The sequence below is a fragment of the Actinomycetospora callitridis genome, assembly GCF_028737265.1.
Classification (GTDB): Bacteria; Actinomycetota; Actinomycetes; order Mycobacteriales; family Pseudonocardiaceae; genus Actinomycetospora; species Actinomycetospora callitridis.
The window spans coordinates 894,781-907,839 of the sequence record NZ_JAQZAK010000001.1; the positions used below are offsets into that span (position 1 = coordinate 894,781).

Below are 13,059 nucleotides of genomic sequence, written 5' to 3' on the forward strand. Positions count from 1 at the left end.
CCGTCGCGTCCGCGACGCTCCCGACACCGAGGATCTGCGCGGTAACCTGCGCCGTCCCGGTCGCCCGAGTGTGGGGGTTCGATGTTCCGCAAGGTCCTCGTGGCGAATCGCGGCGAGATCGCCATCCGGGCGTTCCGCGCCGCCTACGAGCTCGGCGCGGCCACGGTGGCGGTCTTCCCGCACGAGGACCGCAACTCCGAGCACCGGCTCAAGGCCGACGAGGCGTACCAGATCGGCGAGATCGGCCACCCCGTCCGCGCCTACCTCTCGGTCGAGGCGGTCATCGACGCGGCGCGCCGGTCGGGCGCGGACGCGATCTACCCCGGTTACGGCTTCATGTCCGAGAACCCGGGGCTGGCGACGGCCTGCGAGCAGGCCGGCATCACGTTCATCGGGCCGCCCCCGCGGGTGCTGGCGATGGCCGGCAACAAGCACAAGGCCGTCTCCGCGGCCCGCGAGGCCGGCGTCCCGGTCCTCGACTCGACCGACCCCTCCGACGACATGGACACGCTCCTCGCCGCGGCCGAGGAGATGACCTACCCGATCTTCGTCAAGGCCGTCGCCGGCGGCGGCGGGCGCGGGATGCGCCTGGTGAAGGAACCGCAGGCGCTCCGGGAGTCGCTGCAGGCGGCCATGAACGAGGCGTCGAGCGCCTTCGGCGACGCGACGGTGATCCTCGAGCAGGCCGTGATCGACCCGCGGCACATCGAGGTGCAGATCCTCGCCGACGGCGCCGGGCACGTCATGCACCTGTTCGAGCGCGACTGCTCGGTGCAGCGCCGGCACCAGAAGGTCGTCGAGATCGCGCCGGCCCCGCACCTGTCGCCGGAGACCCGCGAGGCGATCTGCGCGGACGCCGTGAAGTTCGCCGAGCAGATCGGCTACGTCAACGCCGGCACCGTGGAGTTCCTGCTCGACGGCGACGGCAACCACCACTTCATCGAGATGAACCCCCGCATCCAGGTGGAGCACACGGTCACCGAGGAGGTCGCCGACGTCGACCTCGTGGCGTGCCAGATGCGCATCGCGTCGGGGGAGACCCTCGAGGACCTGGGCCTGTCGCAGGACTCGGTCGCGCTGCACGGCTTCGCGCTGCAGTGCCGGATCACCACCGAGGACCCGTCCAACGAGTTCCGCCCCGACATCGGGATGATCTCGGCCTACCGGTCGGCGTCCGGGTCGGGCGTGCGGCTCGACGGCGGCACGGCCTACGCCGGCGCGCAGATCAGCGCGCACTTCGACTCGCTGCTGGTCAAGGTCACCTGCCGCGGGCGTGACTTCACCACCGCGGTGCGACGCGCCCGTCGCGCCCTGGCCGAGTTCCGCGTCCGCGGCGTCTCGACCAACATCCCGTTCCTCATGGCCCTGCTCGACGAGCCGGACTTCCGCGAGGGCCGGGTGACGACGTCGTTCATCGCCGAGCACCCGCACCTGCTCTCCGCGCGCGCCCCCGCCGACCGCGGGACGCGCCTGATGAGCTACCTCGCCGACGTCACCGTCAACAAGCCCAACGGCAACAAGCCGGACCTCGCCGACCCGCGCGAGAAGCTGCCGGTGGTGGACCTCGACGTGGCACCGCCCGACGGGTCCAAGCAGCGCCTGGGCGAGCTCGGCCCGGAGGGCTTCGCCGCCTGGCTGCGTGAGCAGACCACCGTCGGGGTCACCGACACGACCTTCCGCGACGCCCACCAGTCGCTGCTCGCCACCCGCGTGCGCACCCGCGACCTGCTCGAGGTCGCCCCGCACGTCGCGCGCACCACCCCGGAGCTGCTGTCCCTGGAGTGCTGGGGCGGCGCGACCTACGACGTGGCGCTGCGCTTCCTCGCCGAGGACCCGTGGGAGCGCCTGAGCCGGCTGCGCGAGGCGGTCCCGAACCTCTGCCTGCAGATGCTGCTGCGCGGGCGCAACACCGTCGGCTACACGCCCTACCCGACCGAGGTCACCGACGCCTTCGTCGCCGAGGCCGCCCGCACCGGCATCGACATCTTCCGGATCTTCGACGCGCTCAACGACATCAGCCAGATGCGGCCGGCGATCGACGCGGTGCGCCAGTCCGGCGGGGCCGTGGCCGAGGTCGCCCTCTGCTACACCGGCGACCTCATGAACCCCGGCGAGAAGCTCTACACGCTGGACTACTACCTCGGTCTGGCCGAGCAGATCGTCGAGGCCGGCGCGCACGTCCTGGCCATCAAGGACATGGCCGGGCTGCTGCGGCCCCCGGCCGCGCGCAAGCTCGTCACCGCGCTGCGCGAGCGGTTCGACCTGCCCGTGCACCTGCACACCCACGACACCGCGGGCGGCCAGCTCGCGACGCTCACCGCGGCGATCGACGCCGGGGTCGACGCCGTCGACGGCGCCGTCGCGTCGATGGCCGGGACGACCTCGCAGCCGTCTCTCTCGGCCCTGGTCGCCGCGACCGACCACTCCGAGCGTGAGACCGGCCTGTCCCTCGACGCCGTCAACGCGCTCGAGCCCTACTGGGAGGTCGTGCGCAAGGTCTACGCGCCGTTCGAGGCCGGGCTGGCCTCGCCGACCGGCCGCGTCTACCACCACGAGATCCCCGGCGGGCAGCTCTCCAACCTGCGCCAGCAGGCCGTCGCGCTCGGGCTGGGGGACCGGTTCGAGCAGATCGAGGACGCCTACGCGGCCGCCGACCGGATGCTGGGGCACCTGGTGAAGGTGACGCCGTCGTCCAAGGTGGTCGGCGACCTCGCGCTGCACTTCGTCGGCGCCGGGGTCGACCCGGCGGACTTCGAGGCCGACCCCTCGAAGTTCGACATCCCCGACTCGGTCATCGGCTTCCTGCGCGGGGAGCTCGGCGACCCGCCCGGCGGCTGGCCGGAGCCGCTGCGCAGCAAGGCGCTCGAGGGCCGCGCCGAGCGTCCCGGGCTCGCCGAGCTCACCGACGACGACCGCAAGGGCCTCGAGTCCGACCGCGCGGCCACGCTCAACGAGCTGCTCTTCCCCGGCCCGACCAAGGAGTTCCGCGAGCACCGCACCGCCTACGGCGACACGTCGGTGCTGCGCAGCCAGGAGTTCTTCTACGGCCTGGAGCCCGAGCTCGAGTACGCCGTCGACATCGACACCGGCGTGCAGCTGCTCATCGAGCTCGAGGCGATCAGCGAGCCCGACGAGCGCGCCCTGCGCACCGTCCTGATGTCGCTCAACGGGCAGCTGCGGCCCGTGCAGGTGCGCGACCGCTCGGTGGACACCGACGTCAAGGCGGTCGAGAAGGCGGACAAGAACGAGCCGGGCCACGTCGCCGCACCGTTCGCCGGTGTCGTGACGCTGCAGGTCTCGGAGGGCGACGAGGTCGCCGCCGGCGCCACCGTCGCGACGATCGAGGCCATGAAGATGGAGGCGTCGATCACCGCCCAGAAGGGCGGCACCGTCGAGCGGGTGGCCATCGGGTCGGTCCAGCAGGTCGAGGGCGGTGACCTCGTGGTGGTCCTCGCGTGACACGGCTGATCGGCGGCGTCGCGGGCGGTCGGCGGATCGCCGTCCCGCCGACCGGCACGCGGCCCACGTCCGACCGTGTGCGCGAGGCCCTGTTCTCGGTGCTCGAGGCGCGCGGGGCCCTCGAGGACGCCGAGGTCCTCGACCTCTTCGCGGGCTCCGGCGCCCTGGGGATCGAGGCGCTCTCGCGCGGAGCCTCCACCGCGGTCCTCGTCGAGCGCGACCCCCGCGCCTGCGCGGTGATCACCAGCAACGTGGGCGTCGCCGGCGTGCAGGGTGCGCTCGTGCGGCGGAGCGCCGTGCTCGCGTACCTCAGGCGGACCCCGGGGCCGGTGGACCTCGTCTTCGTCGACCCGCCCTACACCGAGGCCGTCGACGACGTCGTCGCCCTCCTGCCGCGCTGGACCCGCCCGGACGCGGTGGTGGTGGTCGAGCGCGACGGGCGGTCCCCGGCCCCGACCTGGCCCGAGGGCCTCGAGCCCGAGCAGCCGCGGGCCTACGGCGAGACGACGCTGCACGTCGCCACCAGGACGTGAGGCTCCTCCTGGTGGTCGTGCTCGCCCTGCTGGCGGCGTGCACGGTCACGCCCGAGCGCGCGGCGCCGCCCGCTCCGGACCTCGGGCAGGCGCTGCGCTTCGCCGCCCTCGCCCCGCTGCCGGCGGAGGCGACGGTGCTGCGGCTGGAGTCGCAGGGCGGGATCGACACGCTCGTCACGCTCACCGTGCGGCTCCCGGTGGCGGCCGTGGCGCCCTGGCTCCAGGCCTCGGGCGTGTCGTCGCTCGGCGCCCAGGAGCGGATCGCCAACCCCGACGGCGCGATCGTCTACCGGACGGCCACCGCCGCCGGCACCGACGTCACGGTCCGGGCGTTCACGACCTGAGCGGGTCGCGCGCCCTGCTGCGAGGGCGCCCTCGGCTGCGTCCCACGCAGTCAGGGTGACCCTCGCTCCCCGGGTGCGCGTCGGTGGCAGGCGCACCTCGGCGCAACGACGACGCGATCGTCGGCGCACCGCCTGCCGGTGGTGGGGCGTACCGACTGCACCGCCCGGAGTCACTTCGGCCCGAAGGTCGCCGACCCCGCATCTCGCACCTCCCGCCCGGGGACACCGGCCTCCACGCGACGGGCCGACCCCCTCGACCCGCGCCCTGGCACCCCGGGAAGGACCCACCACCCATGACCGATGCGCTCATCGAATCGATCGACCTGCACGGGACCCTCGTCATCGGCGGACGAACCGTGCGGATCGACATCACGACCGACGAGCCCGCCGAGGACGCCGACGAGTTCGCCGACGTCGACGACGAGCTCGACGAGGAGGACGCCGTCGACCTGGACGACGAGGACGAGGACGCGGACCTGGTCGACGACGCCGACGCCGACGCGGAGACCGACGCCGACGCCGATGCCGAGGACGACGCGGAGGCGGAGGACGAGCTCGACGAGGACGAGCTCGACGAGGGCGCCGCCGACGACACGGCCGACGACACGGCCGAGGACACCGCCGACGACACCGCTGAGGTCGGCGACGACGAGGTCGAGGACGAGCTCGACGAGGACGAGCTCGCCGAGGACACCGACGCCGAGGACGCCGAGGACGCCGAGGACGCCGAGGACGCCGAGGACGCCGAGGACGCCGAGGACGAGGACGCCGTCGACGAAGACGTCGTCGACGAGGACGACGACGCGTCCGCGGCCACCACGTCCTCGCCGACGCCCCGGCGTCGGCGGGGGTCGGGTTCCTCGCCGGAGTCGGCCCCGGCGCGGCCGCGGAAGCCGCGGTCGCCGAGCCGCCCCGAGACGGGGGAGAGCGGGCGCGGCGCGGGCACGCGCCGGCGCCGCACGAGCGAGTCGGGGAGCTGACGGACTCCGCCCGGGCGGCCGGTCCCCGCACCGGCCGCCCGGGCGGTCACTCACGGATGGCTACTCGGCGGCTCGCTCCTCGGCGGGTGGGTCCTCGGCGGGCGGCTCGAGCCAGGACAGCATCACGTGGTCGATGTGCACGTCCTCGTAGGTCACGTGCGGTTCGACCCGGTCCGGGAGATTGACCCGATTGCTCCCCGACGCCGAGGCGTCGATGCGGACCTCGGGGACCGCCTCGAACCGCAGCCGACGGGCCTGCACCCGGGCGCGGAACTCCACGTCCGGCTCGCGGTCCTCGCTCACGACGTCGCACGGCGTCCGGGTCGCGCCCGTGCCGTCGACGCACGGCGGCGGGAGCGTCCGCCACCCCCGCCCGCCCCGTCCTCGGCCTCGGCAGAGGCGTCGGAGGTGTCGGAGGAGTCGGAGGAGTCGGAGGAGTCGGAGGAGTCGGGCGCCCCGGAGGTGTCGCCGGCGCTGTCGCCGTCCTCGTGCGAGGACCCGCCGGTCACGCTCTCGGCGGCGCCGGTCACGGCGCCGACCGCCTGTCCGCCGACCTGGGTCGCGTCGCCCACGGCCTCGCCGGCGCGGTCGGTGAGCTCGCCGGCGGCCTGGCCGACCTCGCCCGACAGCTGGCCGACGGCGTCCCCGGCCTGCCCCGCGACCTCACCGACGGCATCGCCGGCCGCGCGCCCGACCTGGCTCGTCGCCTCGCCGACGCCCGATCCGACCTCCTGCACGGCGTCCTGGGCGGCCCGCGCCACGGTCTCGAGGATCTGCGGGTTGCGGTCGATCGTGGTCAGGACGCGGTCGATGATCCCCGCGACCTCGTCGAGGCGGACCTTGAGCGTCGCCTCGGCCGAGACGCCGTCGATCTCGAGAGCGACGCGGCCCAGCTGGGCGTCGACACCGACGTTGAGCTTGAGCAGGTCGAGCACCTCGGCCTGCAGGGACACCCGCGCCCGGAGGTTCTCCACCTCGAGGCCGATGTGGTCCACCTCGAGCTTCGGCACGTCGAGGTAGACGTCCGGCGGGGACGCCCCGTCCTCGCCACGGGACGTCCGGCCGCCCCGACGGCTGGTGCCGGGGTCGGGCTGCTCGTCGGCTGCGCCTCCGGACGTGGAGCCTCCCGACGAGGCCGTTTTCGATGTCCGCCGCTCGCGGCGCGGAGTTCCTCCTGCGGTCATGGACCCTCCTCCTGGGTGTCGGAGGAGGGTGCTCGGCGATGACCTGCACGGAAACGGGCCCGGTCGGCCGTCGCGGGCCCGCCGGGCGCGCCGCGACGCTGGTCGGACTGGTCCAACCCCCGTGCTCGGGCTAGGGCTCCAGCGCCGCGAGGAACGCGTCGACACCGTCGACGTCGACGTCGGGGAGCCGCCGACGTCGCCAGGCCGCCGGGGTGAGCGAGGCGTGCACCTCGACGACGCCGTCGAACCCGCGGATCTCCCCGGTCTCGCGGTAGCCCAGACGCTTCGACACCGCGCGGGACGCGGCGTTCTCGCGGGCCGCGGCCGTCACCGCCCGCCGGACGCCCAGGTGCGCGAAGGCGAGCTCGAGCAGCATCGCCCGGCAGCGCCGCCCGAGCCCGTGGCCCTGGTCGGTGCGCGCGATCCACGCCCGCGTGTCGACCACCCGCTCGCCGGGCCACTGCGGCGCGCCCAGCCCGACGACGCCGACGGCGCGGCCGCCCGACACCACGGCGAAGGGCACGAGCCAGCCCGCGGGGGAGGGACGCACGCGCAGCGACCAGTGGAAGCGCAGGAAGCGGTCGACGGCGTCCGCGTCCCCGGTGGGCCAGGTGAGGAAGTGCTCCTCGCCGTCGTCGACCACCCCGCCCGGCTCGCCGACGATCGCGGCCAGCTCGAAGAGCTCGACGTCGGTCGGCGGGACGAGCACCAGGCCCGCGTGCGCCAGCCGCAGGCCGAACTGCGGGTACACCGCCGCGAGGTCCGCGCGGAGCATCTCGTCGTCCACGCACCCGATCCTGCCGGTTCTGCCATGATCCGCACCCATGGCGATCGCGGTCTGCCCCGGCTCGTTCGACCCCGTCACGCTCGGGCACGCCGACGTCGTGGCGCGCGCGGCCGCGCTGTTCGACGAGGTGGTCGTGGCGGTGGCGATCAACCCCGCGAAGAAGGGCCTGTTCAGCGTCGACGAGCGCCGCGACCTGCTGGCGACGGCCCTGGACGGCCTGGACAACGTGCGCACCGACGCGTTCGAGGGGCTCGTCGTCGACTACTGCCGCAGCATCGGTGCCGCGACGATGGTCAAGGGCCTGCGGTCGGCCACCGACCTCGGGTTCGAGGAGCCGATGGCCCAGATGAACCGTCACCTCACCGGCGTCGACTCGGTCTTCCTCATCACCGACCCCGCCCACTCGTTCGTCTCCAGCTCGCTGGTGAAGGAGGTCGCGCGCGGGGGCGGCGACATCAGCGCGTTCCTGCACCCCGAGGTGCACCGGCGCCTGCTCGAGCGCCTGGGCTGAGCCGGGGCCGAGGAGGGTCTGAGCCGCGACGACACGCCGGGCAGGCGGCTGAATTCCGGGTCGCCGGCCCCCGTGGCGGCACACTCCAGGACGTGTACCGCGTGTTCGAAGCTCTCGACGAGCTCGTGACCCTCTGCGAGGAGGCGCGCGGGCTGCCCATGACCACCAGCTGCGTGGTGCCCCGCGGCGACGTGCTCGAGCTGCTCGACGACGTCCGCGAGGCCATCCCCGGCGAGCTCGACGACGCGCAGGACGTCCTCGACCACCGCGACAAGATCATCGCGGAGGCGACCGAAGAGGCCGAGACGGCCCGGGCCGACGCCCGCACCGAAGCCGACCGGATGCTGGCCGAGGCCCGCGAGCAGGCCCAGCAGATGATCGCGGAGGCCGAGCACGAGGCCGAGCGCACCGTCGCACGCGGCCGCCGCGAGTACGCCGAGCTGACCGAGCGCGCCGAGGCCGAGGCCGAGCGCATGAGCGAGGCCGGGCGCCAGAACTACGAGCGCGCCGTGGCCGAGGGCCGCACCGAGCAGGCGCGTCTCGTCGACGCCCACGAGGTCACCCGCGCCGCCCACGTCGAGGCCGAGCGCCTCGTCGACGCGGCCACGGACGAGGCCGACCGCCGTCGCTCCGAGTGCGACCACTACGTCGACGGCACGCTCGCCGACTTCTCCGAGACGCTCGAGTCGGTGCTCGACACCGTCGGGCGCCACCGCCACCAGCTGCGCATGAGCACCCCCGCCGGCTCGGCCGGGACGGGGCCGTCGCGCGGTCGCGAGGAGGACGAGCCCGAGGTGCGCGACGAGCCGCGCGAGGGCCGGCGCTTCCGGTGGAGTGAGCGGCTGGGCGCCTGATCGCCCTCGCGTAGACTCGTCGGTCGAGATGACAGGCGAGAAGAAGCACCCCGAATCCACCGTCGACGCCGCGAGCCCGTGGGTGGTCGACGTCGCGCGCGAGCTCCTGCGCCGGCCCGGCCAGATGAAGCCGCTGCGCCGGGACGTCGCCGCGCCCGAGGGGTTCGGGCTCGAGATGATCGGCGTGCCCGTGGGCGAGCCGATCCACCTCGACCTGCGCCTGGAGTCGGTGATGGAGGGCGTGCTCGCCTCCGGCACGGTGCAGACCGACGTCGTCGGCGAGTGCTCGCGGTGCCTCGAGTCGTTCACCGACCACGTCGACGTCGACCTCACCGAGCTCTACGCCTACCCCGACTCGGTCACCGACGACACGGCCGACGAGGACGAGGTCAGCCGGATCGTCGACGAGCGCATCGACCTCGAGCCCGCGGTCCGCGACGCGGTCCTGCTCGAGCTGCCGGTGACCCCGCTCTGCCGCGAGGACTGCCCCGGGGTCGAGTCGTCGGACCCCGACGCGTGGGCCTTCGTCCCGGCCGGAGAGGCTCGTGAGAGAATCGATCCTCGCTGGGCCGCGCTTCAGGAGAAGTACGGCGGCGCCGGCCGTAGTACCGAGAACTAGAGGAGAGCTGACCACCGTGGCCGTCCCGAAGCGCCGGATGTCGCGCGCGAATACCCACGCCCGCCGCTCACAGTGGAAGGCGTCCGTGCCGCAGCTGGTGGCGTGCCAGAACAAGGCGTGCGCGAAGCCGAAGCCGCCGCACGTGGCGTGCCCGAACTGCGGCCAGTACGCCGGTCGCCGGGCCGTCACCCCGGCCTGAGGGCCGCGTACGCGGTGACGGCGATGAGCGCGGAGCCGGTGGAGCCCCAGGTCGAGTCCGACGTGTCGACGCTCGGTGAGGTCCTGCAGGTCGATCTCAGCCCGGAGCTGGTCGAGCTCGCCCTGACCCACCGCTCGTACGCCTACGAGCACGGCGGGCTGCCCACCAACGAGCGCCTCGAGTTCCTGGGTGACGCCGTGCTCGGCATCATCGTCACCGAGCGGCTCTACCGCGAGCACCCCGATCTGCCCGAGGGGCAGCTCGCGAAGCTGCGCGCCAGCGTCGTCAACATGCACGCGCTCGCCGGCGTGGCCCGCGAGCTGGGCCTCGGCGAACGCCTGTACCTGGGTCGCGGCGAGGAGCTGACGGGCGGCCGCGACAAGCCGAGCATCCTCGGCGATGCCGTCGAGGCCGTGCTCGGCGCGGTGCACCTCCAGCACGGCATCGAGACCTCGCGCACGCTCGTCGAGCGCCTGTTCGGCGAGCTGCTGCGCACGGCGCCGCTGCTGGGCGCCGGTCTCGACTGGAAGACGAGCCTCCAGGAGCTCACCGCGGCCCGGGACCTCGGCGTGCCCGAGTACCGGATGACCGACGAGGGTCCCGACCACCTCAAGGAGTTCACCGCGACGGTCGTCGTGGCGGGCGAGGAGCTGGGCAGCGGGATCGGGCGGACGAAGAAGGACGCCGAGCAGAAGGCCGCCCGCACCGCCTACCAGCACCTCGACGGCGGGGGCGAGCCCTCCAGCGGTGCCTGAGCTCCCCGAGGTCGAGGTCGTCCGGCGGGGTCTCGCCGACCACCTGACGGGTCGGCGGGTGAGCGACGTCGAGGTCTCCCACCCCCGCTCGGTGCGCCGCCAGGCCGGCGGCGCCGCGGAGCTGGTCGACCGGCTGAAGGACCGCCGCCTGAACGCGGTGCGGCGGCGCGGCAAGTACCTGTGGATCGAGCTCGGTGACGCGGAGGCGGCGCTGCTCGCGCACCTCGGCATGAGCGGCCAGATGCTGGTCCAGCCCGCCGAGCGACCCGATGAGTTGCACCTGCGCATCCGGGTGCGCTTCGACGACGGCGGCCCCGAGCTGCGCTTCGTCGACCAGCGGACCTTCGGCGGCCTCACCGTCACCGACGTGACCGGCCCCGAGGACCTGCCCGTGCCCGTGGCGCACATCGGGCGCGACCCGATGGACCCGGCGTTCGACGCCGAGGCCGCGGTCGGGGGCCTGCGCCGCCGGCGCACCGGTCTCAAGCGCGCACTGCTGGACCAGACCCTGGTGTCGGGGATCGGCAACATCTACGCCGACGAGTCGCTGTGGCGCGCGAAGCTGCACTACGAGCGCCCCACCGCGACGCTGACGCGCCCCGAGGGCCGGCGGGTGCTGACGGCGGCGCGCGAGGTGATGGACGAGGCACTGGCCGCCGGCGGCACCTCGTTCGACGCGCTCTACGTCGACGTGCACGGCGACTCCGGCTACTTCGACCGCGCGCTGGCCGTCTACGGGCAGGCCGACCGCCCGTGCCCCCGCTGCGGGACGCCGGTGGCGCGGGCGCCGTTCATGAACCGGTCGTCGTACTGGTGCCCGACCTGCCAGCCGCGTCCGCGGCGGCGCCACCCCTGATCAGGACGGCTCCGCCCGCACGACGTCGAGGTCGTGGAACGTCGGGGGTCCGTCGCAGAGGGCCCGCATCTTCTCGGCGAAGGCCGTGGTCACCGGGTGGTCGGAGTTGCGCCGGGCGTCCTCGGCACTGTCGAACGCGACGACCTGGAGGTAGGAGTCCGCGCGGTCCCGATGCCGGCCCATGACCATCCACCCGGCGGCCCGTTCGGCGCCGATGTCGGCCATCCAGCCGTCCATGAGCGCGTCCATCTCGTCGTAGGACCGCGTGCTGAACTCGATGACCTGCACGAACGCCCCCGGCCCGGTCGCCTGCGGCGCGTCGCGCAGGCCACTGCGGAGCCCGGCCCGCAGCTCGTCGCCGTCGGTGTGGCCGTGCACGGCGACGGCGTGGGCGGCGCCGGCCTCGAGGACCTCGTCCGCCTCGCCGGTCAGGGTGAGCGAGCACCCGCTCTCGCTGGGCATCTCGCGACAATCGAGCATCTTGCGCGGCATGACGGTTCTCCTCGGCTGGACACGAACGGCGGTCCGACCAGTGAAGACCCCGGCGGTGCGCGTCTCGATACGGAAGCTTCCGTAGGCCGGACGAGTGAACCGTCGCCGACCCGTGCTGGTGCGGGGCCGCGAAGCGGTCGACACTCGGTGACCCGCCCACGGGAGCCGAGCATGACACCGGAGCGCGCGCTGTCCGCGGCCCTCGACCTCGCCGCGGGTGCCGCCGCCGTGCTCTCCGTGCGCGACCTGGACGCGGTCGTGTGGCCCCGGTTGGCGGCGCTGGTCGGGAGCGACGGCCTGGCGGTGACCGGGTTCGACGGCGCCGCCCTGTCCTGGCCGGCGGGCGGCAGGCCGAGCGGGCGCCACCAGATGGCCGCGGTGCTCGGGCACGGTCTCGCGCGGGCCCGCGTCGCGCTCGTCCGCGCCGACCGTGCGTTCACCGACCGCGACCTCGCCCTGCTCGGCCTCGTGCGCCCGCACCTCGCGGACGCCCTCTGGCGCGCCGCCCACGAGCCGGAGCCGTGTCCGCTCACCGCTCGCCAGCGCGCGGTCCTCGCCGGGGTCGCACAGGGCGCCACGGACCGCGCGATCGCCCACGATCTCGGCATCAGCCGCCGGACCGTCGGCAAGCACCTCGAGAACGCCTACGCGGTCCTCGGCGTGCACGACCGCACGTCGGCGGCTCTGCTCGTGGGGACCCGGTAGCGGGTCAGCCCTCGCCGCGCAGCGAGCGCCGGATCTCCTCGAGCTTGTCGCGGGCGGCGCTCTCGTGGTCGGCTTCGCGTTCGGCCCGCGCCTGCCCCTCGGGGCTCTCGGAGACCAGCTCCTCGTAGCCCGCGGCCGTGGTCGAGCGGCGCTCGATCGTCTCGCGGACGTGCTCGAACGTGGGGACGCCGTCCTCGGTGTATCCCGGCTCGGTCACGTCCTCGAGCGTAGCTGCCACCGACCGCGAGCGGAGACGCGTCGGGCCCCGCATCGCAGCGCGATGCGGGGCCCGGACGACGGAGCGCGGAGGCTCAGACGTTCTGCGAGGAGCGCTCCATGAGCTGCTTGAACTCCTCGAGCGCCTTCTCGATCTTCTTCTGCGGGTCGGCGAACAGCTTCGCGACGGCGTCGCCCGCGGCGCCGCCGGGGGTCTGCACGTGGAGGCTGACCTCGACGCCGGTGGAGTCACCGTGGGGGTCGAAACGGACCGCGCCGCCGGTCTCGACGTGGTTGTTGCTCTCCTCGAGCGACTTCCACGCGATCTTGCGGTCGGTCTCCTCGTCGATGATCTTGGCGTCCCACTCGACGGTCTTGCCGAGCGGACCGTCGACGACCCAGTGCGTGACGTCGGCGGCGCCCCCCTTGGGCTCGACCGACTTCACGTCGTCCATGATCTGAGGCAGGTTCGTCAGCGGACGCCACCACTGGTAGCACTGGGCAGCCGGGGCGTTGATCTCGAGGTAGTGCGTTGCGGTTGCCATGCCTGTCGGGTCACCCATGG

General features: G+C 73.9%; 17 protein-coding genes. 11 read left to right on the forward strand and 6 right to left on the reverse strand.

Annotated features, from left to right (window positions below; genetic code table 11):
* Nucleotides 1-81 precede the first annotated feature (81 nt).
* From PH191_RS04310 to PH191_RS04325, 4 genes are all read left to right on the forward strand, one after another.
* The gene (locus PH191_RS04310) at nt 82-3,459 is read left to right on the forward strand and encodes a pyruvate carboxylase (RefSeq protein WP_274193374.1); all 3,378 of its coding nucleotides are present in this window, start codon (nt 82-84) and stop codon (nt 3,457-3,459) included.
* Entirely contained in the window at nt 3,456-3,992 is a 537-nt protein-coding gene (rsmD, locus tag PH191_RS04315) for a 16S rRNA (guanine(966)-N(2))-methyltransferase RsmD (RefSeq protein WP_274193375.1), read from the forward strand. Before PH191_RS04310 ends, rsmD begins: the two co-directional genes overlap by 4 nt.
* On the forward strand, nt 3,989-4,336 hold the full coding sequence (locus PH191_RS04320; RefSeq protein ID WP_274193376.1) for a hypothetical protein: 348 nt from the start codon (nt 3,989-3,991) through the stop codon (nt 4,334-4,336). Before rsmD ends, PH191_RS04320 begins: the two co-directional genes overlap by 4 nt.
* A 293-nt stretch (nt 4,337-4,629) precedes the next feature.
* On the forward strand, nt 4,630-5,316 hold the full coding sequence (locus PH191_RS04325; protein ID WP_274193377.1) for a hypothetical protein: 687 nt from the start codon (nt 4,630-4,632) through the stop codon (nt 5,314-5,316).
* A 60-nt stretch (nt 5,317-5,376) separates the two neighbouring features.
* On the opposite strand, the gene PH191_RS04330 is transcribed toward PH191_RS04325, so the two are convergent.
* The 3 genes from PH191_RS04330 to PH191_RS04340 form a co-directional block, all read right to left on the reverse strand.
* Nucleotides 5,377-5,619 carry a hypothetical protein gene (locus tag PH191_RS04330; protein WP_274193378.1) on the reverse strand — a complete coding sequence of 81 codons (243 nt, stop codon included), beginning with the start codon at nt 5,617-5,619 and terminating at the stop codon, nt 5,377-5,379.
* A complete protein-coding gene (locus PH191_RS04335) occupies nt 5,616-6,500 on the reverse strand; it encodes a hypothetical protein (RefSeq protein WP_274193379.1) in 885 nt (294 codons plus the stop codon). The genes PH191_RS04330 and PH191_RS04335 overlap by 4 nt, the downstream gene beginning before the upstream one ends.
* 130 nt (nt 6,501-6,630) lie before the next feature.
* Entirely contained in the window at nt 6,631-7,287 is a 657-nt protein-coding gene (locus PH191_RS04340) for a GNAT family N-acetyltransferase (protein WP_274193380.1), read from the reverse strand.
* 37 nt (nt 7,288-7,324) lie between these two features.
* On the opposite strand from PH191_RS04340, the gene coaD reads away from it, so the two are divergent.
* The 6 genes from coaD to mutM all read left to right on the forward strand — a co-directional run bounded on the left by coaD (nt 7,325) and on the right by mutM (nt 11,081).
* Nucleotides 7,325-7,798 carry a pantetheine-phosphate adenylyltransferase gene (gene coaD, locus PH191_RS04345; RefSeq protein ID WP_274193381.1) on the forward strand — a complete coding sequence of 158 codons (474 nt, stop codon included), beginning with the start codon at nt 7,325-7,327 and terminating at the stop codon, nt 7,796-7,798.
* Nucleotides 7,799-7,890: 92 nt separating this feature from the next.
* Nucleotides 7,891-8,652, forward strand: coding sequence for a DivIVA domain-containing protein (locus PH191_RS04350; protein WP_274193382.1), 762 nt, complete (start codon nt 7,891-7,893; stop codon nt 8,650-8,652).
* Nucleotides 8,653-8,680: 28 nt separating this feature from the next.
* The gene (locus tag PH191_RS04355) at nt 8,681-9,271 is read left to right on the forward strand and encodes a YceD family protein (protein ID WP_274193383.1); all 591 of its coding nucleotides are present in this window, start codon (nt 8,681-8,683) and stop codon (nt 9,269-9,271) included.
* A gap of 16 nt (nt 9,272-9,287) precedes the next feature.
* Nucleotides 9,288-9,470 carry a 50S ribosomal protein L32 gene (gene rpmF / locus PH191_RS04360; RefSeq protein WP_274189568.1) on the forward strand — a complete coding sequence of 61 codons (183 nt, stop codon included), beginning with the start codon at nt 9,288-9,290 and terminating at the stop codon, nt 9,468-9,470.
* Between the two features lie 23 nt (nt 9,471-9,493).
* Nucleotides 9,494-10,225 (forward strand): ribonuclease III, encoded by a 732-nt coding sequence (gene rnc, locus PH191_RS04365; protein ID WP_274193384.1) that lies wholly within the window; start codon nt 9,494-9,496, stop codon nt 10,223-10,225.
* The gene (gene mutM, locus PH191_RS04370; RefSeq protein ID WP_274193385.1) at nt 10,218-11,081 is read left to right on the forward strand and encodes a bifunctional DNA-formamidopyrimidine glycosylase/DNA-(apurinic or apyrimidinic site) lyase; all 864 of its coding nucleotides are present in this window, start codon (nt 10,218-10,220) and stop codon (nt 11,079-11,081) included. The genes rnc and mutM overlap by 8 nt, the downstream gene beginning before the upstream one ends.
* Here the strand turns inward: mutM and PH191_RS04375 are convergent, their stop codons facing one another.
* Nucleotides 11,082-11,573: a DUF1059 domain-containing protein gene (locus tag PH191_RS04375; protein ID WP_274193386.1), complete on the reverse strand. Its 492-nt coding sequence runs from the start codon at nt 11,571-11,573 to the stop codon at nt 11,082-11,084. It lies immediately after the preceding gene.
* 171 nt (nt 11,574-11,744) lie between these two features.
* Here PH191_RS04375 and PH191_RS04380 point away from each other — a divergent pair, with 171 nt between their 5' ends.
* Entirely contained in the window at nt 11,745-12,278 is a 534-nt protein-coding gene (locus PH191_RS04380) for a helix-turn-helix transcriptional regulator (RefSeq protein WP_274193387.1), read from the forward strand.
* Between the two features lie 4 nt (nt 12,279-12,282).
* On the opposite strand, the gene PH191_RS04385 is transcribed toward PH191_RS04380, so the two are convergent.
* Nucleotides 12,283-12,495: a hypothetical protein gene (locus PH191_RS04385; RefSeq protein ID WP_274193388.1), complete on the reverse strand. Its 213-nt coding sequence runs from the start codon at nt 12,493-12,495 to the stop codon at nt 12,283-12,285.
* Between the two features lie 94 nt (nt 12,496-12,589).
* Nucleotides 12,590-13,039, reverse strand: coding sequence for an SRPBCC family protein (locus PH191_RS04390; protein WP_274193389.1), 450 nt, complete (start codon nt 13,037-13,039; stop codon nt 12,590-12,592).
* Nucleotides 13,040-13,059 lie beyond the last annotated feature (20 nt).

What these genes read in the sequence shown, in the direction of transcription:
- PH191_RS04310 (WP_274193374.1), top strand. Translation starts at nt 82, where the DNA reads ATGTTCCGCAAGGTCCTCGTGGCGAATCGCGGCGAGATCGCCATCCGG.
- PH191_RS04325 (WP_274193377.1), top strand. Translation starts at nt 4,630, where the DNA reads ATGACCGATGCGCTCATCGAATCGATCGACCTGCACGGGACCCTCGTC.
- PH191_RS04335 (WP_274193379.1), bottom strand. Translation starts at nt 6,500, where the DNA reads ATGACCGCAGGAGGAACTCCGCGCCGCGAGCGGCGGACATCGAAAACG.
- coaD (WP_274193381.1), top strand. Translation starts at nt 7,325, where the DNA reads ATGGCGATCGCGGTCTGCCCCGGCTCGTTCGACCCCGTCACGCTCGGG.
- PH191_RS04355 (WP_274193383.1), top strand. Translation starts at nt 8,681, where the DNA reads ATGACAGGCGAGAAGAAGCACCCCGAATCCACCGTCGACGCCGCGAGC.
- rnc (WP_274193384.1), top strand. Translation starts at nt 9,494, where the DNA reads ATGAGCGCGGAGCCGGTGGAGCCCCAGGTCGAGTCCGACGTGTCGACG.
- PH191_RS04375 (WP_274193386.1), bottom strand. Translation starts at nt 11,573, where the DNA reads ATGCCGCGCAAGATGCTCGATTGTCGCGAGATGCCCAGCGAGAGCGGG.
- PH191_RS04380 (WP_274193387.1), top strand. Translation starts at nt 11,745, where the DNA reads ATGACACCGGAGCGCGCGCTGTCCGCGGCCCTCGACCTCGCCGCGGGT.
- PH191_RS04390 (WP_274193389.1), bottom strand. Translation starts at nt 13,039, where the DNA reads ATGGCAACCGCAACGCACTACCTCGAGATCAACGCCCCGGCTGCCCAG.